Source organism: Streptomyces sp. NPDC101118, from assembly GCF_044759445.1.
Classification (GTDB): Bacteria; Actinomycetota; Actinomycetes; order Streptomycetales; family Streptomycetaceae; genus Streptomyces.
Map to the genome: position 1 here is coordinate 292443 of NZ_JBIVZG010000002.1, position 25421 is coordinate 317863.

The 25421-nt window shown below is 74.3% G+C and carries 23 protein-coding genes and 1 pseudogene; 13 read left to right on the top strand and 11 right to left on the bottom strand.

Annotated features, from left to right (window positions below):
- The first annotated feature begins 46 nt into the window (after positions 1–46).
- Both ACIQUQ_RS04255 and ACIQUQ_RS04260 read left to right on the top strand, forming a co-directional pair.
- Complete coding sequence (locus tag ACIQUQ_RS04255; RefSeq protein WP_403971127.1) at positions 47–1135, top strand: hypothetical protein; 1089 nt, start codon at positions 47–49, stop codon at positions 1133–1135.
- Positions 1136–1313: 178 nt separating this feature from the next.
- On the top strand, positions 1314–1535 hold the full coding sequence (locus tag ACIQUQ_RS04260; protein ID WP_403971129.1) for a hypothetical protein: 222 nt from the start codon (positions 1314–1316) through the stop codon (positions 1533–1535).
- A 111-nt stretch (positions 1536–1646) separates the two neighbouring features.
- On the opposite strand, the gene ACIQUQ_RS04265 is transcribed toward ACIQUQ_RS04260, so the two are convergent.
- Positions 1647–1835, bottom strand: coding sequence for a hypothetical protein (locus tag ACIQUQ_RS04265; protein WP_403669791.1), 189 nt, complete (start codon positions 1833–1835; stop codon positions 1647–1649).
- Between the two features lie 185 nt (positions 1836–2020).
- Between ACIQUQ_RS04265 and ACIQUQ_RS04270 the strand changes: the two genes are divergently transcribed.
- Positions 2021–4471 (top strand): molybdopterin oxidoreductase family protein, encoded by a 2451-nt coding sequence (locus ACIQUQ_RS04270; RefSeq protein ID WP_403971131.1) that lies wholly within the window; start codon positions 2021–2023, stop codon positions 4469–4471.
- 102 nt (positions 4472–4573) lie between these two features.
- Here the strand turns inward: ACIQUQ_RS04270 and ACIQUQ_RS04275 are convergent, their stop codons facing one another.
- Positions 4574–5194: an L-threonylcarbamoyladenylate synthase gene (locus ACIQUQ_RS04275; RefSeq protein ID WP_403971133.1), complete on the bottom strand. Its 621-nt coding sequence runs from the start codon at positions 5192–5194 to the stop codon at positions 4574–4576.
- Positions 5195–5357: 163 nt separating this feature from the next.
- Between ACIQUQ_RS04275 and ACIQUQ_RS04280 the strand changes: the two genes are divergently transcribed.
- From ACIQUQ_RS04280 to ACIQUQ_RS04295, 4 genes are all read left to right on the top strand, one after another.
- Positions 5358–5903 (top strand): hypothetical protein, encoded by a 546-nt coding sequence (locus ACIQUQ_RS04280; protein ID WP_403971135.1) that lies wholly within the window; start codon positions 5358–5360, stop codon positions 5901–5903.
- A 21-nt stretch (positions 5904–5924) separates the two neighbouring features.
- The gene (locus ACIQUQ_RS04285) at positions 5925–6446 is read left to right on the top strand and encodes a MarR family winged helix-turn-helix transcriptional regulator (protein WP_403971137.1); all 522 of its coding nucleotides are present in this window, start codon (positions 5925–5927) and stop codon (positions 6444–6446) included.
- A gap of 119 nt (positions 6447–6565) precedes the next feature.
- Positions 6566–7027 (top strand): hypothetical protein, encoded by a 462-nt coding sequence (locus ACIQUQ_RS04290; protein WP_403971139.1) that lies wholly within the window; start codon positions 6566–6568, stop codon positions 7025–7027.
- 50 nt (positions 7028–7077) lie between these two features.
- Positions 7078–7944 (top strand): NmrA family NAD(P)-binding protein, encoded by an 867-nt coding sequence (locus ACIQUQ_RS04295; RefSeq protein WP_403971141.1) that lies wholly within the window; start codon positions 7078–7080, stop codon positions 7942–7944.
- Between the two features lie 88 nt (positions 7945–8032).
- Here ACIQUQ_RS04295 and ACIQUQ_RS04300 read toward each other — a convergent pair whose 3' ends face one another.
- Positions 8033–9004, bottom strand: a complete 972-nt coding sequence (locus ACIQUQ_RS04300; RefSeq protein ID WP_403971143.1) for a quinone oxidoreductase family protein — start codon at positions 9002–9004, stop codon at positions 8033–8035.
- A 42-nt stretch (positions 9005–9046) separates the two neighbouring features.
- Between ACIQUQ_RS04300 and ACIQUQ_RS04305 the strand changes: the two genes are divergently transcribed.
- Entirely contained in the window at positions 9047–9652 is a 606-nt protein-coding gene (locus ACIQUQ_RS04305; RefSeq protein ID WP_403971145.1) for a GNAT family N-acetyltransferase, read from the top strand.
- A 38-nt stretch (positions 9653–9690) separates the two neighbouring features.
- The gene (locus ACIQUQ_RS04310; protein WP_403971147.1) at positions 9691–9984 is read left to right on the top strand and encodes a hypothetical protein; all 294 of its coding nucleotides are present in this window, start codon (positions 9691–9693) and stop codon (positions 9982–9984) included.
- 14 nt (positions 9985–9998) lie between these two features.
- Here the strand turns inward: ACIQUQ_RS04310 and ACIQUQ_RS04315 are convergent.
- From ACIQUQ_RS04315 to ACIQUQ_RS04335, 5 genes and pseudogenes are all read right to left on the bottom strand, one after another.
- Positions 9999–10507 (bottom strand): annotated as a pseudogene (locus tag ACIQUQ_RS04315) (transposase).
- Positions 10508–10896: 389 nt separating this feature from the next.
- Entirely contained in the window at positions 10897–12210 is a 1314-nt protein-coding gene (locus ACIQUQ_RS04320; protein WP_403971149.1) for a DUF4241 domain-containing protein, read from the bottom strand.
- A gap of 292 nt (positions 12211–12502) precedes the next feature.
- Positions 12503–13336 (bottom strand): heme ABC transporter ATP-binding protein, encoded by an 834-nt coding sequence (locus ACIQUQ_RS04325; protein WP_403971151.1) that lies wholly within the window; start codon positions 13334–13336, stop codon positions 12503–12505.
- Positions 13333–14403 (bottom strand): FecCD family ABC transporter permease, encoded by a 1071-nt coding sequence (locus ACIQUQ_RS04330; protein ID WP_403971153.1) that lies wholly within the window; start codon positions 14401–14403, stop codon positions 13333–13335. The genes ACIQUQ_RS04325 and ACIQUQ_RS04330 overlap by 4 nt, the downstream gene beginning before the upstream one ends.
- 29 nt (positions 14404–14432) lie before the next feature.
- Positions 14433–15452, bottom strand: coding sequence for a hemin ABC transporter substrate-binding protein (locus ACIQUQ_RS04335; RefSeq protein WP_403971155.1), 1020 nt, complete (start codon positions 15450–15452; stop codon positions 14433–14435).
- A gap of 237 nt (positions 15453–15689) precedes the next feature.
- On the opposite strand from ACIQUQ_RS04335, the gene ACIQUQ_RS04340 reads away from it, so the two are divergent.
- Together ACIQUQ_RS04340 and ACIQUQ_RS04345 are read left to right on the top strand one after the other, a co-directional pair.
- On the top strand, positions 15690–17369 hold the full coding sequence (locus ACIQUQ_RS04340) for an HtaA domain-containing protein (protein ID WP_403971157.1): 1680 nt from the start codon (positions 15690–15692) through the stop codon (positions 17367–17369).
- A gap of 86 nt (positions 17370–17455) precedes the next feature.
- Positions 17456–19042 carry an HtaA domain-containing protein gene (locus ACIQUQ_RS04345; RefSeq protein WP_403971159.1) on the top strand — a complete coding sequence of 529 codons (1587 nt, stop codon included), beginning with the start codon at positions 17456–17458 and terminating at the stop codon, positions 19040–19042.
- Between the two features lie 86 nt (positions 19043–19128).
- Here the strand turns inward: ACIQUQ_RS04345 and ACIQUQ_RS04350 are convergent, their stop codons facing one another.
- Entirely contained in the window at positions 19129–19839 is a 711-nt protein-coding gene (locus tag ACIQUQ_RS04350) for a heme oxygenase (biliverdin-producing) (protein ID WP_403971161.1), read from the bottom strand.
- A 197-nt stretch (positions 19840–20036) separates the two neighbouring features.
- Between ACIQUQ_RS04350 and ACIQUQ_RS04355 the strand changes: the two genes are divergently transcribed.
- Positions 20037–21956 (top strand): DUF817 family protein, encoded by a 1920-nt coding sequence (locus ACIQUQ_RS04355; RefSeq protein WP_403971163.1) that lies wholly within the window; start codon positions 20037–20039, stop codon positions 21954–21956.
- 16 nt (positions 21957–21972) lie between these two features.
- Here ACIQUQ_RS04355 and ACIQUQ_RS04360 read toward each other — a convergent pair whose 3' ends face one another.
- Positions 21973–23064, bottom strand: coding sequence for a glutamate--cysteine ligase (locus tag ACIQUQ_RS04360; protein WP_403971165.1), 1092 nt, complete (start codon positions 23062–23064; stop codon positions 21973–21975).
- 251 nt (positions 23065–23315) lie between these two features.
- Positions 23316–24611, bottom strand: a complete 1296-nt coding sequence (locus ACIQUQ_RS04365) for an MFS transporter (RefSeq protein ID WP_403971167.1) — start codon at positions 24609–24611, stop codon at positions 23316–23318.
- A 199-nt stretch (positions 24612–24810) separates the two neighbouring features.
- On the opposite strand from ACIQUQ_RS04365, the gene ACIQUQ_RS04370 reads away from it, so the two are divergent.
- On the top strand, positions 24811–25389 hold the full coding sequence (locus ACIQUQ_RS04370; protein WP_403971169.1) for a DUF6328 family protein: 579 nt from the start codon (positions 24811–24813) through the stop codon (positions 25387–25389).
- Positions 25390–25421 lie beyond the last annotated feature (32 nt).

Consider the following 25421-nt stretch of genomic DNA (forward strand, 5'->3'; position numbering starts at 1 on the left):
CCGCGCCGTCGGCCGGGCCGCGGTGACCCGAGGGGGAGAGATCCACGTGAACGCAACGAGACCGCATGCCGGTTGGCGCGCCCGCGCACTGGCCCTGACCGCAACCCTGGCCCTCGCCGGAGGCACGGCAGCCGTGACGGCCACGCCCGCCCACGCGGTGGGCAGCCTGGGGCGCGCCTACGTCTGGGCGAACTCGCCCTCCCACGCGCTGAACACCCCGTACGCCCCCTCCGCCGCCTACAGCCGGAACTCCACCGGCGCCGCCAACAGCGTGGTCCGCACCGGCACCGGCCTCTACACCGTCCGGCTGGCCAACCTCGGCCGGACCGGCGGCACGGTCCACGTGACCGCGTACGGCGCCACCAGCAACACCTGCGCCGTCCGCGACTGGAACCCCGTCGGCAACCGGCTCGACGTCAGGGTCAGCTGCTTCACCCGCACCGGCCTCCGCGTGAACACGCCGTTCACGGCGAGCTTCGTCAACACCTCCGGCCTCGGCGGCTCCCGCTTCGGCTACGTGTGGGCCAACAACCCGACCAGCGCGGCGTACACGCCCTCGACCGCGTACCAGTTCAACTCCTCCGGGGCCCTCAACGCCATCACCCGCTCGGGCACCGGCCGGTACACCGTCCGGCTGCGCTCGATCGGCGCGGCGGCGGGACACGTCCAGGTGACGGCGTACGGCGACACCTCGGCCCGCTGCAAGGTGGGCAACTGGTTCGTCTCCGGCGCCGACCAGCTGGTCAACGTCCGCTGCCACGACCGCCTGGGCAACCTCAGGGACCAGCGCTTCACGCTGACCTACGCGCGCGCCACCGGCATCCAGCGGGCCACCCCGGCCGCGTACGCCTGGGCCAACCTGCCGGGGTCGGCGGCGTACAACCCCTCGGCCGCGTACTCGTACAACTCCTCCGGCGTCGTGAACCGCATCCGGCGCGTCAGCCAGGGCATCTACCGCTTCTACCCGCCCAACCAGCAGCTCTCCAACGGCAACGTCCAGGTCACGGCCTACGGCGGGGACTCCAAGTACTGCAAGGTGGAGCGCTGGAACCCCACCGACGGCGTCCAGGTCCGCTGCTACACCGTCTCCGGCTCCCTGACCGACACCTACTACGACGTCTCCTTCCAGCGCTGACGCCCCACCCGCACGCCACCCCGGGGCCGGGCGGCGCCCGCGACCACTCGCGGTGACCCGGCCGGCCTCACCCTCCGTGCCGAAAAGATGCGGACCGTGACGGTACGTGTCAGCGTCGTGGAGCGGGCGGGACGACGGTGTCCCGCTCGCTCAAGCTCACGAGGAGAGTGACCCCGTCATGGGTGGAATGCAGAACAAACGCCAGCAGCCCGGCATAGGCCGCGAGGAGCAGGAGCGCTCCGGGCGTGACCGTCAGCAGGACCGGGACAACGGCCAGGGCCAGCGCCAGCGCAGGCCCGGCGAGGTCTCCCGGGACCGCGACGAGGACATGATGCGCGACGAGGCGGACGACCGCCGCGACATGCGCGACGACCGCCGCGACATGCGCGACGACCGCTGACGCGTCGCCCCCACACCCAGGACCCCGGCCAGGACCGACAGTCACCTGCGGCCGGGGTCCTGGCGCGCTCCGGTCCGGAGCGCGCGGTCGCCGGCAGGTGACGGGGCCGGGTCAGGCGGTGCGGACCTGCATCGTCTCGCGGAAGTTCGCCATGCACTCGGGGCAGTGGCGTTCGGTGGTGTGCTCCTGGCCCGGTGCGGGCACCGGCTGGCCGCACAGGGTGCGGGTGTCGTTCTTGGCCACCACGTGCCAGACGGGGTGTGTGTCGGTGAGGGCAGTGCCCGCGCACATCACGTACATGTCGCCTCCCTGATCGCGGGACTTGCTGGTACCGACCAGCAAACCCCGATGGCCCCCCGTGCGCGCAGGTGGACGCGTCCGTACGGGTGACAGGCCCCCGGCGCCGGGACGCCCGCGGCAGCCGTTTCGGCCCGTCCCGCCAGGGCACACGCGCACCACGGACGGCGCCGATCCGGAGGTGACCCGTGGAGCCGAACCCCGACCGCGTCGCGCGCCCCTGGGGCGACCGCACCCCGTACCCGGCGGGCGGCACCTGGCCGGCCAGGACCGACACCCACCTGGCCGAGGGGCTGGGCCCCGACGACGTGGACCGCTGGACGAAGGCCGCGTCCGTCCTGCACTCGAACGGCGACGCCATGGACGTCGCCGTCCGCGACGGCCGGATCGTCGGCGTCCGCGGCCGCGCCGCCGACCGGGTCAACCACGGCAGGCTCGGCCCCAAGGACCTCTTCGGCTGGCAGGCGTGCCACGCCCCCGACCGGCTCACCCGCCCGCTGGTGCGCGAACAGGGGCGGCTCGTGCCCTGCTCCTGGGACACCGCGATGGACCGGATCGTCACGCGGACGCGCGATCTGCTGCCCGGACCCGGTCCGGAGGCCATCGGCTTCTACACCAGCGGGCAGCTCTTCCTGGAGGAGTACTACACGCTCGCGGTCATCGCCCGTGGCGGTCTCGGCACCCCCCACCTCGACGGCAACACCCGGCTCTGCACGGCCACCGCCGCCGAGTCGCTGAAGGAGTCCTTCGGCAGCGACGGCCAGCCCGGCTCGTTCACCGACGTCGACCACGCCGACACCCTCGCGCTGTTCGGGCACAACGTCTCCGAGACCCAGCCGGTGCTGTGGATGAGGATCCTGGACCGCCTGGCCGGCCCCGACCCGCCCCGGCTGGTCTGCGTCGACCCCCGCCCCACCGCCGCGGCGGCTCGTGCCGACGTGCACCTGGCGCCCCGCCCCGGCACCAACCTGGCCCTGCTGAACGCCCTGTTGCACGAGACTGTCCGCACCGGCCGGGTGGACCGGGCCTACCTCCGCACACACACCGTCGGCTTCGAGGAACTCGCCGACCGGGTCGCCCCCTGCACGCCCGAGTGGGCCGCCGACATCTGCGACGTACCGGCGCGGGACATCGTACGCGCGGCCGAACTCCTGGGCGGGGCGAGGCGGCTGGTGTCCACCGTCCTCCAGGGCGTGTACCAGTCCCACCAGGCCACCGCGGCCGCGGTCCAGGTCAACAACCTCCACCTGCTGCGCGGCATGCTGGGCCGGCCCGGATGCGGGGTGCTCCAGATGAACGGCCAGCCCAGCGCCCAGAACACCCGCGAGTGCGGGGCGGACGGCGACCTGCCGGGCTTCCGGAACTGGCAGAACCCGGACCACGTCCGGGAACTGGCCGGGATCTGGAACGTCGACCCGGAGCGGATCCCGCACGACGGGCCGCCGACCCACGCCATGGAGATCTTCCGGCTGGCCGGCGAGGGCGGCATCGGGCTGCTCTGGATCAGCGGCACCAACCCGGCCGTGTCCCTGCCCGAACTCGCGCGCATCCGGGGCATCCTGGGCCGCGAGGGCCTCGTCACCGTGGTGCAGGACCTGTTCCTCACCGAGACCGCCCGGCTGGCCGACGTGGTCCTGCCGGCCGCGACGTGGGGCGAGAAGACCGGGGTCATCACCAACGCGGACCGCACGGTGCACCTGTGCGAGCGCGCCGTCGACCCGCCCGGCCTCGCCCGCCCCGACCTCGACGTCTTCCTGGACTACGCCCGGCGCATGGACTTCCGCGACCGCGCCGGCGCACCACTGGTGAGCTGGCACGACGCCGAGTCCGCCTTCGAGGCGTGGAAGCGCTGCAGCGCCGGACGGCCCTGCGACTACACCGGGCTGAGCCACCACCGGCTGCGCGGGGCCGCCTCCGGCATCCAGTGGCCCTGCGACGCGGAACACCCCGACGGCACCGAGCGCCTGTACACCGACGGTTTCACATGGGCGCACCCCGACGCCTGCGAGAGCTACGGCAAGGACCTCGCCACCGGCGACCCGCACGACGCCGACGACTACCGGGCCCTCAACCCGGAGGGCAGGGCGGTGATCAGGTCCGCCGCGTACGAACCGCCGCGCGAGGAGCCGGATGCCGCGTACCCGCTGCGGCTGACCACCGGGAGGACCCTCTACCACTTCCACACCCGCACCAAGACGGGCCGCGCCCCGCAGCTCAGCGCCGCCGCGCCGGAGGTGTGGGTCGAACTGTCCGCGGGGGAGGCGGCGGTACGCGGACTGGCCGAGGGCGACCTGGTCGAGGTGGCCACCCGGCGGGGCGCCCTCCGCGGGCGGCTGCGGGTCACCGCCATCCGGGACGGGGTGGTCTTCGTGCCGTTCCACTACGGCTACTGGGACACGCCGGGCGGTACCGGCGGCGGGGACGCCCCGGGCCGGGCCGCGAACGAGACCACCGCCACCGACTGGGACCCGGTGTCGAAGCAGCCGCTCTTCAAGACGGCCGCGGCCCGGCTCACCCTCGTCGAACGCGGCGACGGCCGGCCGTCGCCGGCCCCGACCACCACCGCCTCGGCCCCGCTCGACCCGACCGTGCCGCCCACGACCGGCGGCCCGGCGGCCCGGGCGGGCCAGCGCTCCTGAGCCGGGGGCCCGCCGGTGATCCCGAGTCCGGGCCCGACCCTGCCCCCGGGCCCGACCCTGCCCCCGAGCCCGGGCCCGCGGAGCGCCGGAACGGACGCGCCGCTACTCGAAGCGCTCGGTGTCGCCCGCGCCGCGCCGCACGATCTCCGCACCGCCGCCGGAGAAGTCGATGACGGTGGTCGCCTGCGTGCCGCAGTCGCCCGAGTCGACCACCGCGTCGACCACGTGGTCCAGGCGCTCCTTGATCTCCCAGCCCTGCGTCATGGGCTCGTCCTCGTCCGGCAGCAGCAGCGTGGTGGACAGCAGCGGCTCGCCGAGCTCGGCCAGCAGCGCCTGGGTCACCACGTGGTCCGGGATCCGGACCCCGACCGTCTTCTTCTTCGGGTGCAGGAGCTGGCGCGGCACCTCCGAGCTGGCCGGGAGGATGAACGTGTACGCGCCGGGCGTGGCGCCCTTGATGGCCCGGAACACCGCGTTGTCGATGTGTACGAACTGCCCCAGCTGGGCGAAGTTCTGGCAGACGAGGGTGAAGTGGTGGCGGTCGTCGAGCCGCCGGATCGTCCGCATCCGCGCGAGGGCCTCCCGGTTGCCGAGCTGGCAGCCCAGGGCGAAACACGAGTCCGTCGGGTATGCGATGAGCGACCCGGAGCGGACCAGGTCCGTGACACTGCTGATGGTGCGCGGCTGAGGGTTCTCAGGGTGCACGTCGAAGTACTTCGCCATTCGCCGAGGGTACGCCGCGCACGGCGGGCCGGTCGCGCCGAGCCCGGGCCGGCGGGCCAGGTGCCGCCGGAACCCGGTTGCCCGGAGCGGGGCGGCACGCTGAGGATCCTGGACTGCGCGGCGGAGCACACCGGGTGCAGCAGGACGGCAACGGGAGGCGCCGATGGCAGAGGTCGAGTTCTTCACCCACCCGCACGGAACCCTGGAGGTGTGGGGGATCCGCGTGGACGGGGTGGACCTGCGGGAGCTGGTGGCCCGCGCCACGGGCCCGTTCTGGGAGCCCGAGCTGCTGGAGGGCGAGCCCGAAAGGAACCCCGAGGAGCGTGCCCGGTTCGTCCTCGGCCAGCACCGCGGGCTGGCCCAGGAGGACGTGCCCCGTCCGTTCGAGCACTTCACGGGAAGGCCCTCCGAGGAGTTCCGGGAGATCGGCGGCGGACGGTCGGTGCTGCTGGGCTGCCCGTGCGGGGTCTGGGAGTGCTGGCCGCTGTGCGCGCACATCGAGGTGGCCGCCGACACGGTGACCTGGTCGGGGTTCCTCCAGCCGTACCGTCAGGAGGAGTGGGGAGAACTGCCCCTCGGCCCGTACGTGTTCGACCGCGCCCGGTACGAGGCCTCCCTCGCCCACCCGCTCCGCCTGACCGCCGATCCGCTCGCCGCACGCCTCCACGACGGCCCCGAAGGGGCGCCGGACGGCTTGACCGGAAAGTAGTTAGCCGCCATATTAGTTCCCATGAGTGACGAGGATGCGAACCCCGGCGCTGCACCCACGCTCGAACAGGCGCGGAAGCAGATCGCCCGGTACGGGCTTGAGGCCGACCCGCAGGCGGTGCTCGTCGCGGTGCGCCTGATGGCTGCCGGGGCGCGCCTGGACCGGGCGTCCGAAGCGCACTTCGCGCGTTCCGGGCTGTCGACCGGGCGCTACCGCCTCCTGGTGGATCTCGAGGACAGTGACGGGGAGAAGTCGCCGTCGCAGCTCGCGAAGAGTCTTGGCGTCTCGCGCGCCACGGTGACCGGCCTGGTCGTCGGCCTGGAGCGAGAGGGGCTGGTGGCTCGCCGCGCTTCAACGGAGGACGGGCGGGGTGCGGTGGTCGTGCTCACGGCGCGCGGCAGCCAGAGGCTGCGCGACATGGCCGCGGACCACTTCGCACGGCTTGAGGCGCTGGTCGGTGGGCTGGCCGCCGACGAGCGCGGGCTGTTCCTCGACCTCCTGGAGCGGATCACTCGGCGGATCGGCGCGTTGACTGCCGAATAGCCGCGGCTTCACTTCCGCGCAGGGGTGGCTGCCTCGACCGCGCGCGCATCTTTCCCATGGCCTAATAGTTAGCCACCTAATCAAATAATTAGCCGACTAATCAAGTTTTCAGGAGTCGCATGAGCCCCCCTCCCAGAAGCGCCCAGCACGGTTCCGTCACGCGCCCGTTCACCCTGTGGAAGGAGGTCGGGACCGCCTACCTGGCCCCCGCGCTCACCGCCGGGCTCGGCGGATTCCTCGGCGGCCGGCCCGAACTGACCAGGGCCGCCTTCACCTCCATCGGGGTCACATCGGCCGTGGTGGCCTGCATCGTCGGCGCCTGGCTGCACCGCCGTGGCCGTCCCCGACGCTGGACGGCTTCGGCGCCGCGACCCGTACTCACCCTCGGACTTGCCGTGGCAGCGGCCGCAATCGCCGGCCTGGCCGGATGGTTCGGATCCGGCTGGCTGCCGTCGCACACACCGGTGCCCGACGCCGGATGGCTGGAGCGGCTGCGGATCGACCTGCCGCTGTCGGCCGGCCTGGCCGCCGCCATCGTCACCTGGCGGTGGCACGGCACGACATCCCGGCAACAGGCCTGACCCAGCCCTGTCTGCCCGAGTTCCAGACCCCTCACCCACGAAGGCACACTGTGATCACGCTCATCGGCGCCACCGGCGCCACCGGCAGTGCCCTGCTCCGGCGGCTCGTCCAACTCGAAGTCCCCTGCCGCGCCGTCAGCCGTACGCCCGACAACCTCCGCGCCGCCATCGGCGCGAACGCGCCAGTCGAAATCGTCGGTGCGGACGCCGCGGACCCTCCCGCGCTCCGCGACGCGTTCGAGGGATCCACGCAACTGTTCCTCGCCATGGCCAACAGCCCGCGTCAAGCCGAGCTGGAGACCAACGTGATAGACGCCGCAGCCCACTGCGGGGTACGGCACGTGGTCAAACTCTCCGCCCCGGCAGCCGAGCCCGCCTCACCGGTGGCCATCTCGCGCAGTCACTGGCGGGTCGAGGAACACCTGGCGGAATCCGGAATGACGGCCACGGTGCTCCGGCCGTACGCATTCATGCAAAAGCTGCTCCTGAACGCCCCGGCGATCGCCGGGGGCGTACTCATCGGGAGCATGCGCGAGGCACCCTGCAACTACGTCGACGTCCGAGACATCGCCGACGTTGCCGCCGAGACCCTCCTGCGCCCCGGCCTTGCCGGCGCCACCTACACCCTGACCGGCCCGCAGGCCTTCAGCCACGCCGAGCTCGCCCGTCTGCTCGGCGAGCTGACCGGCCGCCCCGTTCGCTCCATCGACCTGCCGCCGAGCGAGTTCCGCAGCCACCTCCTGTCCACCGCGCACATGCCGCCCTGGCTCGCCGGCCACGTGGTGGAGATACAGCAACTGGCCATCGCCCGACCGGAATCTCCCAACGACACCATCGAGACCGTCCTCGGCCGCCCCGCCAGGACACTGCACGGCTTCCTCCGCGAACACCTCCACACGTTCACCGACACCGCCTGACCGACCGGCCGCCCGTCTGCCCCCGCCCCCCGGCCCCTGCCGCCGCAGCCGGCGGCCAGCCCCGCCGCCACGGGGACGGCAGTTCTCGCTACGGGACGACGAGCAGCTTGCCGGTGGTACGCCGAGCCTCCAGATCGCGGTGGGCTTGGGCGACCTCGGCGAGCTGGTAGCGGGCCGTCACGGTCGTCTCAAGCGCCTTGGTGCGCACCAGTTCAAGCACGTCGGCGGCGCGCCGGAGCAGCTCGGACCGGTCGGCGATGAAGTGCCCGAGGCTTGGCCGGATCAGGGTCAGCGAACCGCCCTCGGCGAGCCGGATGGGGTCGAACGGCGGTACCGCACCGCTCGCGGCGCCGAACAGCACCAGGTGGCCGCGGGTTCGCAGGCTGGCGAGGCTCGCATCGAAGGTGTCCCTGCCAACGCCGTCGAAGACGACAGGCAGGCCCTGGCCGCCATTGAGCCGCTTCACCTCTGCCGCGAGATCGTCCACTGTTGAGTAGAGGATCACCTCGGCGGCCCCGGCGCGCCGCGCCAGCCGGGCCTTCTCCGGTGTCGAGGTCGTGCCGATCACCCTGCCGCCGAGATGGGTGATGAGCTGGGTCAGCAGAAGCCCCATGCCGCCGGCAGCCGCGTGGACGAGCACCGTGTCTCCTGGCTGGACCGGGTAGGCGTCCTTGACGAGGTAGTGCGCCGTCATGCCCTGCAGCAGCACGGCGGCGGCGGCCTCGAAGTCGACGCCGTCGGGCAGGGGCACGAGCCGGGAGGAGTCCACGACGGCCCGCTCGGCATAGGTGCCGGGGATCTCCACCCAGCCGACCCGGTCTCCCACAGCGACGTGGGTGACGCCGGGGCCGACCTCGAGGACCGTGCCCGTGCCCTCGGTGCCCGGGGTGAAGGGCAGCGGGAGGGCGTACCGGCCCTGGCGGTGGTATACGTCGAGGAAGTTGACGCCGGACGCGGCGACCTCCACGACCGCCTGGCCCGGGCCCGGTGCCGGTTGATCGACGTCGACCAGTCGCAGCACCTCGGGACCGCCCACTTCGGAAACCTGAATCGCTCGCATGACCCCTCCTGAAAAGGCAAACTTCCCTCACCAACTCCACTCGTGGCGATCCGATTCCCGCTCGCGGTGAGGTGTCGTAGCCGTCACGTTCAGGACGGCGACATGGGGGGTCCGGCAGCAGTCGATCTTGACGTGCCCGAAGTGTGTGGTGTCGAGTTGGCAGTGAGAAGTGGCACCAGCGCACAGGGGATCGGCATGTTCATAGCGGAAGAGAGCGTTTTCGACCCTGCGGAGATGCTCGAGCTCTACGACTCGGTCGGCTGGGATGGTTACACCGGCGACGTGGACAAGCTCTGTCGCGGTCTCGTCAACTCCCACCTCGTCATCACGGCACGAGAGGGATCGGGAACGCTCCTCGGACTGGCCCGGACAGTCTCCGACGACGAGCACATCTGTTACGTCCAGGACGTCGTGGTCAATCCGGCCAACCACAGGCAGGGGGTTGGCCGGGCGCTGGTCGAGCACTTGATGCGGCGCTACTCCCACTGCCGGTTCTTCCTCCTCTCCACGGACCACGAGTCGTCACCTGAGGGCAAGCGCAACCACGCGTTCTACCGGAGCCTGGGATTCCTGTCCTACGAGGAAAAGGAGCTGGCAGGCTTCGGACTGCCGAGGAACCGGCCTGACCTGCGCGATACGGCTCCCTAGGCAGTGTCCGGCGGATCATGGGGACGTAGGGTCTGACCGTGATTAACCTTCAGGTCCGAGGCGAGAACGGCACGATCGAGGCCCGCGCGAAGCACGGTGTGGTCTGGGGTCCTGAGCTGGCTGGTCTTGATCAGTCGGTGTTTCCCATGCTGGGACACCTGATGCCGTACGCAGACACCGTTTTCAACCACTGGCAGGTGTCGACCCTGTTGGAGGAGGTACCTCGGCTGCCTGCAGGCGTGCTGACTGATGAGTTCGCGTGCGAGTTGGTCGAGCTGGGTCAGGTGGTTCTTGACGGACAGGGCCTGTACCTGTGGTTTCTCGGAGACTGAGGCTGCAGGTCGGCTCAGCGCCGGAGCCATAGCCGGACAACCGCGGTGGTGACGGTGCCGTGGAAGACGTAGGCCCTCTTGTCGTAGCGGGTGGCGACGGCCCGGGAGTTCTTGAGCCGGGTGATCGTCCGCTCGACTTCGTTGCGGCGTTCGTAGATCTCGCTGTCGAAGCCGGTGGGCCGGCCGCCCCCACTGCCGCGGCGTTTGCGGTTGGCTCGCTGGTCCTTCGGTTCGGGGATGGTGTGTTTGATCCGGCGTCTTCGCAGGTAGCGCCGGTTCTCGGCCTGGACGGCACACAGGATCCGGTCCCACGTCCCGTCCGTCGACCAACGCCGGTGCCGTTCATAAACGGTCTTCCAGCTGCCGAAACGCTCGGGAAGGTCCCGCCACGGTATGCCCGTCCGGACCCGGAACAGGATCCCGTTGATCACTCTGCGGTGGTCGTTCCTCCGGCCGCCACGCTGTCCCGCAGGTGCGGCTCCAGCCGGACCCACTCGGCATTCGTCAGATCACCCCACCCCACGCTGGACACAACGAGACGACAATCCGCCAGTCGCAAGATCCGCCGGACAGAACCTGGGCGTCGACTGCGTCGATCCGGGTGGAGGGGGTGGAGCCGACGCGGTGGGTGAGGATCTCGCCGAAGTCCGGACGTGTCCGGCGGCCTTGCCCCGTTTCGGGCATCGCGTCAGGAGGTCCTTCAGGCCGGCTGGACGGAGTTGAGGCCCCCCAGCCCAGTGCCGGGCGGTCGCCCGGCGTGACCGGGCCTGGGCCAGGAGCTTCTGAGCCAGGGCGGGTGCCGCCTTCCTTCGCCCGGCGCGTCGGCCGACGGTTTCCGAGCCGCCGACCCTCGGATCGGGCGCCGGACCGTCAGCCGGATCACAGAGCCCTGCTCAGCGGACGGAAGGTCCTTCAGCCTTCGCTGGCAACGGTCGTGGACTCGGTCCGAGAAGCAGCTGGGAGCAGTTCGGGCATGCCCTCCACCAGCACCACGACGCCGACCACCTCACCGGCCTCGGAACGGCCGACCCACACCGGGTAGGTGCCGTCCCCGGCCGTGGCGAAGGACATGAGCTCGCCGCCGGAAGCCTCGTCCCAGGTGCGCTGCATGAACATGGAACCGTCGTCGATGTCCTCGTACCCGTCCAGCTCCGACTCCCCCTGGATCAGCCCCCGCTCGAAGAGCGCGATCAGCGGCTCCCAGGCCCCGGCGTCGGCGAAGCAGCCGGTGGCCCCGTCGGTGTCGAAGCCGGCAATCTGCTCTTCGATGAACAGCCGGGGATCGTCGTCCGGACCGAGGGCCATCTCCCAGGTCGCGGCAGGGGTCGCGCTGACGAGCAGGCGGACGGCCGTGGCTGCCGTGGTCGTGACCTCGGGGTCCCGCCACTCGCAGTGGTAGCCGAAGCGGACCCGCGCCTCGTCGAGTACGTACTCCCCAGGCGGGACAGGGACCGTGATGCGCGGCCTGTCGCCGTGGTCGATGTCCGGGCCGGAGACGGCCAGCAGCCCGCTGGGTACGCGCAGGGTGCCGACCCGGCGCGGCTCCACGACGGTCATCTCGGGGTGGTACCCGTCGGTCACGCGCACCCCGGGCCGGAACAACTCGTTGATCGGCCCGGGCTGCGCGGGGCGGGGCGGACGCCAGCAGGTGGCGGGGGCGTGTCCGTCACCTGGCTCGGCTGCCTCGGCTACCTCGGCCGCCTCGAAGGCCGGCGGCTCAACGAGCCCGTGCAGCCGGGCCGACAGCAGAGGCCACTCCCCGAAGGCGGGGCGGTCCATCCAGCGCTCGTCGTCCCGGAGTCCGGACGAGGTGACGTAGGAGCCCCCGCCCTGCCCCTGCCGCTCCTCCGTCCGTCGGCCCCTCCCGTCCGGGAAGAGGTCCACGGTGATGCGTGGGCACGCCGTGTCGAACTCCGCCATCTCCGGGCCTGTGTAGTACCAGCCGACGGAGTACCGGCGCAGCAGCCGCGACGGGTCGTCCAGCAGCCGCATGTCCAGGTTGTAGGTGCGGCGGCCCTGGGCGTCGTAGACCCACAGCCCGACGTGGTGGTCCTGCCAGGAGACGAGCCGGACTTCCAGCGGAGCCTCCCGGCCCGGCTCCCGGTACACCACCACGTACGGGAGCCCGGCGGCATCCCGCTCCCGGGCCTCCACGCCCGATATCGGCCGCCATGGCGCACAGGCCTCCAGGTCCCACGCCTGCGCATACCCCACCTCGACGGCCATTGCCGCTCCTGTTCCCGCAACCTGCCTTGGTCCTGTGCTGAGCTGCAAGGTAACCGCCGCCCGTGACAACGGCCCTACTGGGTGGGTGGCGGGCCGGCGCCTGGGTGCTCGAGCGCCGGAGGTTCGGCCGCGGGGGCCTCGTCCTCCGGCGGAGGCGCGTCGTCGTGTCCTGGTTGCCGGGGTCGAGAGCCCGGCCCTGGTCATGGCGGCCGGACTCCTTTCGAGGGCCGGGGCGCGGGGCAGAGCCGGGCGGCACGTATCGCGCGGGGGCCGGAAGGGCGCCCCGCACATGTCACGGCGCGCGTTCCGGCAGTACCAGCGGCGTGCCCGTGCGCGGGTGCGGCAGCACCTCCACCGGCTGCCGGTAGACCCGGCTCAGGAGTTCCGCCCCGAACACCCCCGCCGGCGGCCCGTCGGCGGCCACCCGGCCGTCGTGCAGCACGGCGGCCCGGTCGGCGTACGCGGCGGCGAGGCCCAGGTCGTGCAGGACGACCACCACGGCGTCCCCGGCGGCCGCCCGCTCCCGGCAGAGCCGCAGCACGAGCTCCTGGTGCCGCAGGTCCAGAGCCGCGGTCGGCTCGTCCAGCAGCAACAGCGGGGCCTCCTGGGCCAGTACGCGCGCCAGCGCCACCCGCGCCCGCTCGCCGCCGGACAGCGCCGGGAAGGGCCGCCCGGCGAAGCCGGCCGTGTCCGTGACAGCCAGCGCCCGGGCCACCACCGCGTCGTCCTCGTCCGCGCGCGGGGTGCCGGACCAGGGCGCGCGGCCCATCCGTACCACCTCCCCGACCCGGAACGGGAAGGCCAGCGCGGCCGCCTGGGGCAGCACCGCACGGCGCAGCGCCAGCTCGGCGGGAGTCCAGGCGCGGGCGGGCCGGCCGCAGATCCGCACCTCGCCCGCCTCCGGCACCAGATCGGCGGCGAGCGCGCCCAGCAGGGTGGACTTCCCCGCGCCGTTGGGTCCGACCAGCGCCAGCACCTCCCCGGCGCACACGGTCAGGTCCACCCCGGCGAGCACCGGGCGGGTGCCCCGGCGCACGGTCAGGCCCCGCGCCTCGGCAACGGTCCGCCCCGGGGCGTACGGCTCCGGCGGCGTCCGGCGGTGCGCGGCGGTGAACGGGAACCTCATGCCCAGCCTCCCTGGGTGCGGCGGGTACGGCGGAGCAGCCAGAAGAACAGCGGGCTGCCGAGGAACGCGGTGAGGACGCCGAGCGGCAGTTCGGCGGGCGCGGCGAGGGTGCGGGCGGCCAGGTCCCCGGCCAGCAGCACGACCGCCCCGCCCAGGGCGCTGCCGCCGATGAGGAAGCGGTGGCCGGGGCCCGCGGCCATGCGCAGCAGGTGCGGGACGACCAGGCCGACGAAGCCGATGATCCCCGAGACGGACACCGCGGCGGCCGTCAGCAGCGCGATCACCAGGACGAGGGCGACCCGCAGCCGTTCCACGTCCACGCCCAGGTGGCGGGCGGACCGCTCCCCGAGCGCGAGCAGGTCCAGCCGGCGGGCGGCGAAGGGCGCGGCGGCCAGCCCCAGCACGGCGCAGGGGAGGACGGCGAGGACCTTCGGCCAGGTGGCCCCGGAGAGTGAGCCGAGCTGCCAGAACGCGATCTGGTTGACGGCGGCGGTGTCGGCGAAGAACACGAACAGGCCGATCAGGGCTCCCGCGAAGGCGTTCACGGCGATCCCCGTGAGGATCAGGGTGACCACCTCGCTGCGCCCGCCGGACCGGGACAGGGCGTAGACGAGCAGGACGGTGACGAGGCCGCCGGCGAAGGCCGCGACGGGGACGGTCCAGGTGCCGAGGAAGGTCACCCCGAGGGAGATGCAGCAGACGGCGCCCACGGCGGCGCCGGAGGAGACGCCGATGACGCCGGGCTCGGCGAGCGGATTGCCGAACACCCCCTGCATCAGGGCGCCGGCGCAGCCCAGCGAGGCGCCGACGAGCAGGGCCAGTACCACCCGCGGGAGTCGCACGTTCCACAGCACCGACTCGGCGACCCGGTCCAGCCCGGCGCCGCCGAGCCCCATCCGGTGCTGGACGGAGGCGAGGACGCCGCCGGCCGGCACGGGGTAGGCGCCGAGGGTGCAGGAGGTCAGTACGAGGGCGGCCAGCGCCGCCGCCATCCCGCAGAGCAGCAGCCCGGTGGCCCCCCGCCGCCGCCAGCCGGTGGGCGCGGCCGGCTCAGGAGCACCGGTCACGCCCGCCTCCGGCGTCGTCCCGAGGGCGGTCACCGGGCCGCCCCGCCGTCGCGCGGCCCGTACAACTGCCGGATCAGGGAGGCCAGTACGCGGTCGGTGCGCGGCCCGTACGTCAGCAGCACCCCGTCCTCGACCGTGACGATCCGCCGGTCCAGGCCGGCCGGGGTCTGGGCCACGCCGGGCAGTTTCACCAGCCCCTCCACCCCGCCGACCGACTGCAGCCCCTTGGACATCACGAGGAGGGCGTCCGGCTGGGCCTTGGCCATCGCTTCGCTGGTCAGGGCGGTGAAGTCCTTCGCCAGTCCGCTCGCGGCGCCGGCATCGGTCCCGCCCGCGGCCTCGATCAGCGAGGTCGCCCCGGATCCGCGGCCGCCGATCAGGTAGACCGAGGCGGAACCCCGGACGTACAGGAACGCCACCTTCGGGTGGTGGGCCGTGCCCGAGCCGGCCGGAACGTCCCGGCGCGCGGCGGAGATCCGGTCCTCGGTGCGCCGGGTGAGGCGCTCCCCGGCGTCGGGCACGCCCAGGGCGCCGGCGACGGCCCGGATCCGGGTGCCCACGTCGGCGAGCGAGAGGGCCGGGGGCAGCACGACGACCGGCACGCCCGCGGCACGGATCTGCGCCACGGCCTCCGCGGGCCCGGTGGTGCGCTCGGCGAGCACCACGTCCGGCCGGAGGGAGAGCACGCTCTCGGCCGAGACCTCGTGGTTCCGCGTCACCACCGGCAGGTCCGCGGCCTGTTGGAAGGTGGCCGTGATGTCCCGGGCCACCACCCGCCCGCCCAGTCCCAGCGTGAAGACGATCTCGCTGAGGCCACCGGAGAGGGGCACGATCCGGTCGGCCCTCCGCACCGTCACCGGGGCCCCCTCAGCGGAGGGCACGGTCACGGGCAGCCGCGGGGCGGGGGTGCCGGGCAGGGGCTCCACGCGGTCGGCGGCCGGGGCCGGCACGGCCGTCCCGGCGCCCGCGGGCGCGGGTCCCCCGCATCCGGCGAGGACCAGGGCCAGGGTCAACAGGGCTGTGAGCGCGCCCGGTCGTCGTGTGCGCACGAATCGCACCGTCCTGTCTTGAAGAGCGGTCAGGGGCGGGCCCGGGAAGGCCGGAAGGGCCCTTCTGAGCACGCGTGCATTAGGTTAGCCTTACCTTACTTACCGGTCCACGGGCAGGTCACGGCACCTCCCGCGCCCTGCGTGGACCCTGCCTGCGCTCTCGCCTGCCGTCGTGCCGTCCGGCCGCGGCGGACGTCCCTGTCCGCCCCTGGGGCGGCACGCCCGACGGAGTCCCCTGTGCCCCTGCGTCCCCCGCCGTACCTCCGAGCCGTCCTGCTCGCGGCCCTCATGGCCCTCCTGGGAGTCCTGCTCCCGGCCCCGCCGGCCTGGGCGGAGGCCCGCGCCGTGCAGGGCGGCCGGCTCGACTGGGGCGTGAAGTCCTCCTTCCGGTCCTACGTCACCGGGCCCGTGGCCCAAGGGGGTTACGCGCTTGCCGACGGGGCCGCCACGGTCGGCGCGGGCGGGTTCCGCTTCCACTCGGCGACCGGCTCGTACGACGCGATGACCGGCGCCTTCGACGCCTCGTTCGGCGGCGGCATCCGCTTCACCGGACACCGCCGGGCGGACGGTGCGTACGAACTGGACATGACCCTCGCCAGGCCGTCGGTGCGCATCGCGGACGGACGCGGCACGCTCTTCCTCGACGTCACGGCCACGGCGCGCGGCAGCGGCCGGGTCACCGCCTCCCGGCAGGTGCCCTTCGCGACCCTCTCCCTCGGCGGTGTCGAGATGAGGGGCGGGGGCAGCGCGGTCACCCTCAAGAACCTTTCGGCCACGCTCACTTCCGAGGGCGCCGCCGCCTTCGCCGGCTACTACACGGCCGGCACCCCGCTCGATCCGGTCAGCCTCTCGGCCGACGTCGTGCCCGCCGCGGCGGCCGGGCCCGCCCGGCGCACCGCAGGGCCCGCCCCCGCCGCCCCGGGCGCCCCCCGCGGTCAACCGGCCCCGGTGGACGGGTCCGTGCGGGACGGCATCGTGGACTGGGGCGTGCGCCGCACCTTCCGCGAGTACGTCACCGGTCCGATCGCGGCCGGCGGCTGGACGACGGCCGCCGGGGCGCGCGACGGCGGGGCCCTCTTCCGCTTCCCGCTCGGCAGGGGCACGTACGACGCCCGGACCGGCACCCTGCGGGCGGAGTTCACCGGCGCCGTCCGGTTCGCCGGCCGGCACGGCCTGGACCTCACGCTGGCGCGGCCCGCCGTCCGGATCGAGCGCGGTACGGGCACCCTCGGCGCCGACGTCACCGGGTCGGCCGGCACCCGCACCGGCGTGCCGCTGGTCACCTTCGAGGCCCGGGCGCCGAAGACCGGGGGAGGACTGGTCTCGGTCGAGGAGGCGCCGGCACGGCTCACCGCCGAAGGGGCGGCCGCGTTCGGCTCCCTCTACCCGGCCGGCACCGCCATGGACCCGGTCACCGTGGCCGTGGCCCTCACCGACGGAGCCCGGCTCCCCGCCCTCCCCGACCTGGGGAGCGGTACGGACGCCAGGTCCGCCCCTCCCCGGCCGGAACGCACCACGGCCGCCACCGCCGCCGGTTCCGCGTCGGGCGCCGCGGGGTCCGCCCTGCCGCTCGGCGTCGCGGCGGCCGTCCTGCTGCTGGGCACCGGCCTGGGGTACGCGCTCCTCCGCAGGCGCCGCCCGACGCGTACCACGCCCGCCGGGGCCCCGGACGCGGGCCCGGCACCCGAGGCGGGCGGGCCGGCCGACGAGGCACCGGCACCCGGCGCGGGCCCGGCAGCGGTTCCGGCCCCGGCGCCCGACCCGGCTCCGGCACCCGAGGCGGCTCCGGCGCCCGAGGTGGCTCCGGCGCCCGAGGTGGCTCCGGCGCCCGAGGCGGCTCCGGCACCCGAGGCGGCTCCCGCACCCGACCCGGCCCCGGCACCGGCCCGGGCATCGGCCCAGGCCGACCCGAACTGACCCTCCCCGGCGGCCGGCCCGGTCTCCGGCCCGGCCCGCCCTCCCCATCCCTTTCCACCCCGACACCACGAGGAAGCCGACCACACATGTCCCGTACCACCGTTGCCCGTGTCCCCGTCCCCGCCCGCAGGCCCCGGCGCGCGTCCGCCGCGGCGGGCGGCCTCGCCGCCGCCCTCGCCGCCGCCGTCGTGCTCGGCGCCACCGGCGCGGCGACGCCGGCCGCCGCCGCGTCCGGGGTGCCGCTCGAGGACTACGAACTGACCTGGGGCGTCAAGGACTCCTGGCGCAGCTACGTCACGGGCCTCGCCGCCGGTTCCTTCACCACCGCCGGCGGCGCCCGCCAGGCGGCACGGAACGGCGCGTTCACCTTCACCGGCGGCACCGGCAGCTACGACCCCGCCACCCATGCCCTGGCCGTGGCCCTCAAGGGCAGCGTGCGCGCCGCCTCCACCCTTCACCGCTTCGACATCGTGCTCTCCGACGTCCGCTTCGCCTTCGACGGCACGAACGGCCGCCTCACCGCGGACGTCACCAAGAACGGCGCCGCCCAGGACGACGTCCCCCTCGCCGTCGTCACCGTCAACCGCGCCATGAGGGACATGCCCACGACCCTCACCAAGGAGGCTGCCGACGCGCTCGGCAGCCCGGGGTACGAGGGCGCGCCCGGCTCGCCGCTCACCGTCGCCCCGAAGGAGACCGCCCCGCGGCCCTCCCCGACGCCCACGGCCAAGCCCACCCCCACCACCAGGCCCACCCCCACCACGAAGCCCACCCCGACCGCCAAGCCCACCCCCTCGGCGCCCGCCACCACCAGGGCGCCGCGCCCCACGGGCTCCGCGGCGCCCGGCACCCCGGCGCCCACGCCCCCGTCCTCGCCCACCGGGGTGCCCGCCAAGGGCAAGATCGCCGGCGGCAGGCTCGACTGGGGCGTGAAGCAGTCCTTCCGCGCGTACGTGACCGGGCCCGCGGCGGCCGGCACCATCACCGTCTCCGGCGGCGCCACCCAGGCCGCGGGCAACGGGGGGTTCACCTTCGTCAAGGGCGGCGGCCGGTACGACACCACCGCCGACACCCTCACCGCGGCGTTCCGCGGCGCCGTCACCTTCAAGGGCCACCGGCAGGGCGGCACGTACGGCCTCGACCTCACCCTCGGCGACCTCAAGGTGAAGCTGGACCGGGGCAAGGGGGTGCTGACCGCCGACGTCGACAGCCTCGGCAAGCGGACGGACGACGTGCCGCTGGCGGACCTCAAGGCCCCGACCGCCGACCTCAAGGCCAGGAACGGCACCCTCACCCTGACCGGCGTGAAGGCCACCGTCACGGCGGCCGGCGCCAAGGCGTTCGGCGACTTCTACCCGGCCGGCACCGCCCTGGACCCGGTCGGTCTCTCCGTCGCCCTCACCCCGGGCGCGGTCCCGGCCGGCACGGGAACGGCCGCGGGCACGACCGGCGGCACCTCCGGCGGCGGCCCGGCCGGTACCACGGGCGGCGGCACCGGGACCGGTGGCACCGGCGGCGCCGGGACCACCGGCGGGACCGGCGGCAACCTCGCCACCACCGGGGCCTCCGCGCCCGCCACCACCCTGGCCGGCGCCTCCGCCCTGGTCGTCGGCGCCGGCGCGGCCCTGGTGCTGGCCGGCCGGAAGCGCCGTACGGCGGCCGTCGGGGCGTAACCGCCGGGCGGCCCACCCAGGCCGAAGGCCCCCGTCCGGACGGGACTCCGGACGGGGGCCTTCGCTGCGAGCGTACGGGCCGGGGCTCAGGCCGCGGGCCTGAACTCCTCACCCAGCTCCCGGAAGACGGCCGTGTTGAAGGTGAAGGCGCTGTTGCACTCGTCCACGATCCGCCGCTTCTCCAGGTCGTCCACCGCTATCGCGTCCAGCAGCGCGCGGTACTCGCGCTTGAAGGCCGCCGGGTTCCCGACCTGCTCGAAGACGTAGAACCGCACGCCGTCGCCCTTGCGGGCGAAGCCCCAGGTCTTCTCGGCCGTGCCGCGGATGATCTGACCGCCCGACAGGTCGCCGAGGTACCGGGTGTAGTGGTGCGCGACGTACCCCGCGGGCCAGTCCCGCGCACACTCCTCGACGCGGGCCGCGTACGCCCGGGTCGCCGGCAGGGCGCTGGCGGTGGACCGCCAGTCCGCACCGCGCAGATGGGCCAGGTCCCGCTCCAGCTCCGTGACCCGGAACAGCTCGGGGCGGATGAACGGGCCGGCCACCGGGTCCGCCGCCAGCTCCCGCGCGGAGTCCTCCAGAGCGCGGTAGACGAACCACAGCTGCTCGGTGTACCGCGCGTACGCGTCCACCCCGAGGCGCCCGCCGAGCATGTCGCTCATGAACCCGGAGTTCTCGGCCTCGGTGTGCTGGGCGTGCGAGGCGGTCCGGATGAGCTCGGAGAACGGCGCCGGCCCGGCCGGGGCCGGGGCGGCGGACGGGTCGGCGGGGGCGGCGGGGGTGCCGGCGGGGTCCAAGAGGTCCTCCAGGGAGAAGAACGGGCATGCGGAAGCGACGCGGCCGCTGCCCGTTCAGGGCGGCGCGCCGACCCTCCGATCCTCTGACTTAGGTAAACCTAAGTCAACTGTTTGCCGACGGTCTGTCGGAAAACTTTCCGTGTACCTACCCGCCCAGGCCGGCAACCACACACGTGTCCGGCCCCGTCCCGTAGGGCATGCACCCGATCACGGCGAGCACGGCGCGGTTCCTCGGGCGGCTGGCGCTGTTCGGCTGGACGCAGGTCCGCGCCTGCCTCTTCGCCGCCGCGCTGTTCTGCGGCATGGCCCTGTCCACCGTGCTCCCGGACCTTCCCGTGGCGCGCTACGACCTGCTGCTCGGATACGGGATCCTGCTCACCGCCGCCTTCCTGGTCCTGCGGTGGGAGACGCGCCGGGAGGCGGCGGTCATCGCCGTCTGCCACCTCCTCGGGCTGGCCTTCGAACTGGTGAAGGTGCGGGTGGGTTCGTGGAGCTACCCCGAGCCGGCCCTGACCAAGGTCGCCGGGGTGCCGCTTTACGGGGGCTTCATGTACGCGGCCGTCGGCAGCTACGTGTGCCGGGCCTGGCGGCTGTTCGGCCTGCGGGTCACGGGCTACCGGGTGCGTGCGACGGCCCTGGTGGCCGCCGCGCTGTACGCCAACTTCCTCACCCACCACTGGCTGCCGGACCTGCGCTGGGTGCTGGCCCTGCTGCTGCTCGCCGCGACGGCCGGGACCGCCGTGCACTACCGGGTGGGGGAGCGCCGGTGCCGCATGCCCCTCGCGCTGGCCTTCACCCTGATCGGCTTCTTCCTGTGGGTGGCGGAGAACATCGCCACGTACTTCGGGGCCTGGAGCTACCCGTCACAACTGGGCGCCTGGGAACCGGTCCCGCTCTCGAAGTGGGCCTCCTGGGCGCTGCTGATCAGCGTCACCTTCGCCCTGGTCCACGCGCTGGTCGCGCGGAACGCCGCCCGGCCCTCCGACGCGGATCCACGTGCCGGCAGGACGCCGGGCCCCGGCCGGGGCGACGCCGGCGCCACCCCGGATCCCGGTGCGGACCCCGGCGGTGCGGCGCCCGCCCCCGCGGAGCCGGTTGCGGAACCGATCGGCACGGAACCGGTTGCCGGACCGACCACCGCGGAACCGGTCCCCGCACCGCTCGCGCCGGCCCCCCGCCCCGCCGGGCCCCTCCTGTGCCTCGCCCCGGCCCTGCTGCTGACCCTCCTCCTCACGCTGCCCGGCTTCGTGCCCAACACCGGCCCGCGCGCCGGCAGCCTGCTCGACACCTTCCTGCCCTGGCTCGGCCTCGGCGTGCCGGTCCTGGCCGCCCTCGCCCTGTGGCGCCGGGCCCCCGACGCGCTCTGCGCCGCGCTCGTGCCGGCGGCCGCCTGGGCGGCGCTGTACGGCGCCCAGCTGGTCCCGCGCGCGGACGCCCCGTACGACCTCACCGCCGTCCAGCACAACGCGAGCGACGAGAACCCCGACCCCGCGGCCACGGCCCGGCGCATCCTCGACGCGGAACCCTCGCTCGTGGCCCTCCAGGAACTGACCCCGGCGACCTCGCCCGGCTTCGCCGCCGCCCTCGGCCCCGCCCTGCCCCACCACGCGGCCACCGGCACCGTCGGGCTCTGGTCCCGCTTCCCCCTCACGGACGTGCGCCCGGTCCCCATCCGGCCCCGGGGCATCGGCGAGGGCTGGGACCGCTGCCTGCGCGCCACCGCCAGGACCCCGCACGGGGACGTCGCCGTCTACGTCGCCCACCTCCCCTCCCTCCGCCTGAGCCCGTCCGGCGGCTTCGGCTCCGCCCGGCGCGACGAGAGCGCCGCCCTGCTCGGCGCGGCCCTCGCCGCCGAGCCCCTCGACCGGGTCGTCCTGCTCGGCGACCTCAACGGCACCCTGGACGACCGCGGCCTGGCCCCCGTCACCTCCCGGCTGGACCCGCCCGCACCCGCCTTCGCCTTCAGCTGGCCGGCGGCCTTCCCCGTGGCGCGCATCGACCAGGTCCTCACCCGCCGCGCCACGGTGACCGGCCTGCGCCCCCTCGACGCCACCCCGAGCGACCACCTCCCGCTGGCCGCCCGGATCCGGCTCCACCCCGGACCTCCAGGAGGGTGACGCGGCGTACGCGGGGTCAGGGCGCGGGGTCGGCGTCCGCGGTGAGGAGTTCCAGCAGCCCGGCGAGGCCGCCCTCGCGGTGGGCGCGGAGCTGGCGCTCGGCCGCGGTGCCACGCTCCAGCAGGCGTTCGACCAGGCAGCCCACCTCCCTCAGGTCGCCGGAGCGCTCCAGCGCCGGGGCGGTGTGGTCCAGGAGCTCCCGGACCACCGCCCGCGCCGGACGCGACGAACCGTGCGGGGAGAGCAGCGTGTGGGTCAGCCCGTACCGGGCGGCGTGCCAGTTGGCCGCCTGGATCAGCTCCGGCGGCCAGTGCGGCACCGGCCGCCCCGCGTCGTGGTCCGCGATGGCCCGGCCGACCAGCCCGCGTACCAGGCCGGCCAGCATCACCGTGTCGTGGACGCACAGCTGCGCGTCGGCGCAGCGCACCTCGATGGTGGGGTACCGGTCCGAGAGCCGGGCCTGCCAGTACAGCTGCCCGGTGTCGCGCGCCACCCCCGCCGCCAGCAGGTCGCGGGCGCGCCGGTCGTAGTCGGCCGCGTCGGCGAACAGCGGCGGCGGACCGCTGACCGGCCAGCGCCCGAAGACCACCGTGCGCCAGCTCGCGAAGCCGGTCTCCCGGCCGTTCCACAGCGGTGAGTTCGCGGCCATCGCCACCAGCACCGGCAGCCACGGCCTGATCCGGTTGAGCACCGCGACGCCGACGTCCCGGCTTGGCACCGCCACGTGCACGTGCGTGCCGCAGACCAGCTGCTCCGCCACGAGCTGCGGCGCGCGGACGGACAGGTCGCGGTAGCGGGGCGCGTCCGTGACGTCGGGGGAGCGCGGGTTGCGCGGCGGCGTGCCGCAGGATGCCAGCCGGCAGTCGTGGTCCTCGGCCGCCTGCCCCAGCGCCCGGCGCAGCCTCAGCAGGTGCCCGGCGGCCTCGGCGAGCTGGGTGCACACGGGCGTGGCGACCTCGATCTGGCACTGGAGCAGCTCGTGCTGGAGTTCCGCGCCCTCCACGCTCGGCTCCAGGCCGGCCTCGGCCATCACCGGGTCGGCCCGGGGCACGGGCATCCCGGCCGAGTCCAGGAGTACGTACTCCTCCTCCACGCCGATGGTGAGCACGGGTGATCCGGGGGCGGGAGGGGGTTCCGCCGGGGTGGGGTCGGGTTCCGCGGCGGGTTCCGGCAGGCACGGCACGGGATCGGCGCCGCCGGGCGCATGGGGGGAGGGTCCGGTTCCGGTCGACACGTGCCGATCATCGTCGCGCCGTGCGCCCCCTGCCGTGCGCAGGGCGCGGTGCTCACGCGAACGGCCCAGGACTGCCACCCACCGGGAGGGGGCCGCCGCGCGGACGGCCGCTTCCCGGTGGACGGTCAGGCGGGCCCGGAGGAGGTGCCGGCCGGCTCCTTCGCCGCGCGGCGCCGCAGCGCGTCGGCGTCCGTCCGTGCGTCGTACGTGATCAGCTTCGGCAGCAGCGCGGCCAGCGCGGCCACCGACGCCACGCAGGCCAGCCCGCCGGTCCAGAACGCGGCGCGCGTGCCGGTCCAGCCCGCCATCGTGCCCGCCCGCACCTGCCCCAGTTGTGGGCCGACGCTGTACGAGAGCACCTCGATGCCGGCCAGCCGGCCGCGCAGCCCGTCCGGGATGGTCTGGTTCCAGATCGTGGCCCGGCCCAGCCCGCTGAGCATGTCGCCGGCGCCCGCGACCGCCAGGCACACCAGCACCAGCCAGATGCCGGAGACCCGGCCCGCGGCGGCGACCGCCAGGCCCCAGGCCGCCGCACCGCACACCACCAGCAGCCCGTGCCGCCGGATCCGGGAGGTCCAGCCGCTGGTCAGGCCCAGGAGCAGCGAACCGACGGCGCCCGCCGCGTACATCAGGCCCAGCGCCCACGTGGCGTCCAGCTCGTCGGCCAGGAAGGGGAAGATCGTGTTCGGGAAGGCGAAGAACATCGCGGCCAGGTCGACGGCGTACGTCCCGAGCAGCACAGGTCGGCTCCACGCGTACCGCGCCCCCTCCGCGATGCCGCGCAGCGAGGGGCGCTCCGCGTCCCGGGCGGGCGGCGCCGGGGCCAGCCGCGCGCAGAGCAGCACCGACAGGACGAAGCCGGCCACCGTGACGGCGTACGCGGGGGCGTAGCCGGCGTACGCGACGACGAGGCCGGCCAGTGCCGGTCCCGCGATGGCGCCGATCTGGTACCGCACCGCGTTGAGCGCAGCGGCGGCGGTCATCTGGTCGTGCGGCACGATCCGCGCCATCAGGGAGTCCAGGGCGGGCCGCTGGAGCCCGGCCAGTGCGGACACGCCGGCCGCCACCATGTACAGCGGCCACAGCAGCGGGTCCGGCAGCAGCGCGTTGACCAGCAGCACCACGGCCAGCAGGCCGAGACCCGCCTCGGTGAGGAGGATCAGCCGGCGCCGGTCGACGGCGTCGGCGAGCGCCCCGCCGTACAGACCGCACACCACGAGCGGGACCAGCTCGACGGCGCCCATCGCGCCGACCGCCAGGGGCGAGTCGGTCAGGTGCTTGATCTGGAGCGGCAGCGCGATCATCGCCATGAACGAGCCGAAGAAGTTCACCGTGCCCTGGTAGAAGAGCAGCCGGAAGTCGCGGCTGGAACGCCAGGGGCTCAGATCGGGCACCACCGAGGACAAAAGGGTCTTGCTCACAGCCGTCGATCGTCCGGGACCGCCCGCCGCCCGGGCAACCGATTATTCCGGCGGGGGCCGGGATCCGGCCGGGAGCCCGGTGCGGCCCCCCGGGACGGCCGCAAGGGAGCCAGTCGCGCAGGGGGTAGTCGCACCCGCTCCGGGTAGCAGCGGGTGCACGGGCTCGAAGCACGAGCCGCCGGACCCGGAGGTGACCGCCATGCGCATCCGCTGGACGGCTGCCCCGGGGACCGGCCGGGGAGACGTTCCCCCGCTCCGCCGCGGCGTGCGGTCGCCGGGCCCCGGCGACCGGCGCGAGAGCCCCGACGAACGCGCCGACCGGCTCTGGTGCGAGCTGCTCCACGAGGTACGGGTGGCGCTCACCGGCGTCCAGCTGCTGCTGGCCTTCCTCCTCGCCGCCGCGTTCACCCCCGCCTTCGCCCGCCTGGCGGCCACCGACCACAGCCTGTACGTGGCCTGCGTCCTCTTCGGCGCCGCGGCCACCGGAGCGCTGACCGCCCCGGTCTGCGTGCACCGGCTGGTCACCGGCCTCGGCGTGAAGCCGGAGGCGGTGGTGTGGGCGGCGCGGCTCACCGTGGCGGGCCTCGTGCTGTTCCTGGCCATGGTCGCGTTCGCGCTGCTGCTGGTGCTCCGGCTGGTCCTCAGTCCCGGGGCCGCCCTCCTCGCCGACGCGGCCCTGCTGCTGTGGTTCGGGGGATGCTGGCTCGTACCGGCGGTCATGCTGCGCCGCACGGCCACCCTGCGGCGGGCGCTGGCGGAGACGCCGTCGCCGGGCTGAGCCGTGGGCGGCGCGATGCGGCGCGGGGGCGG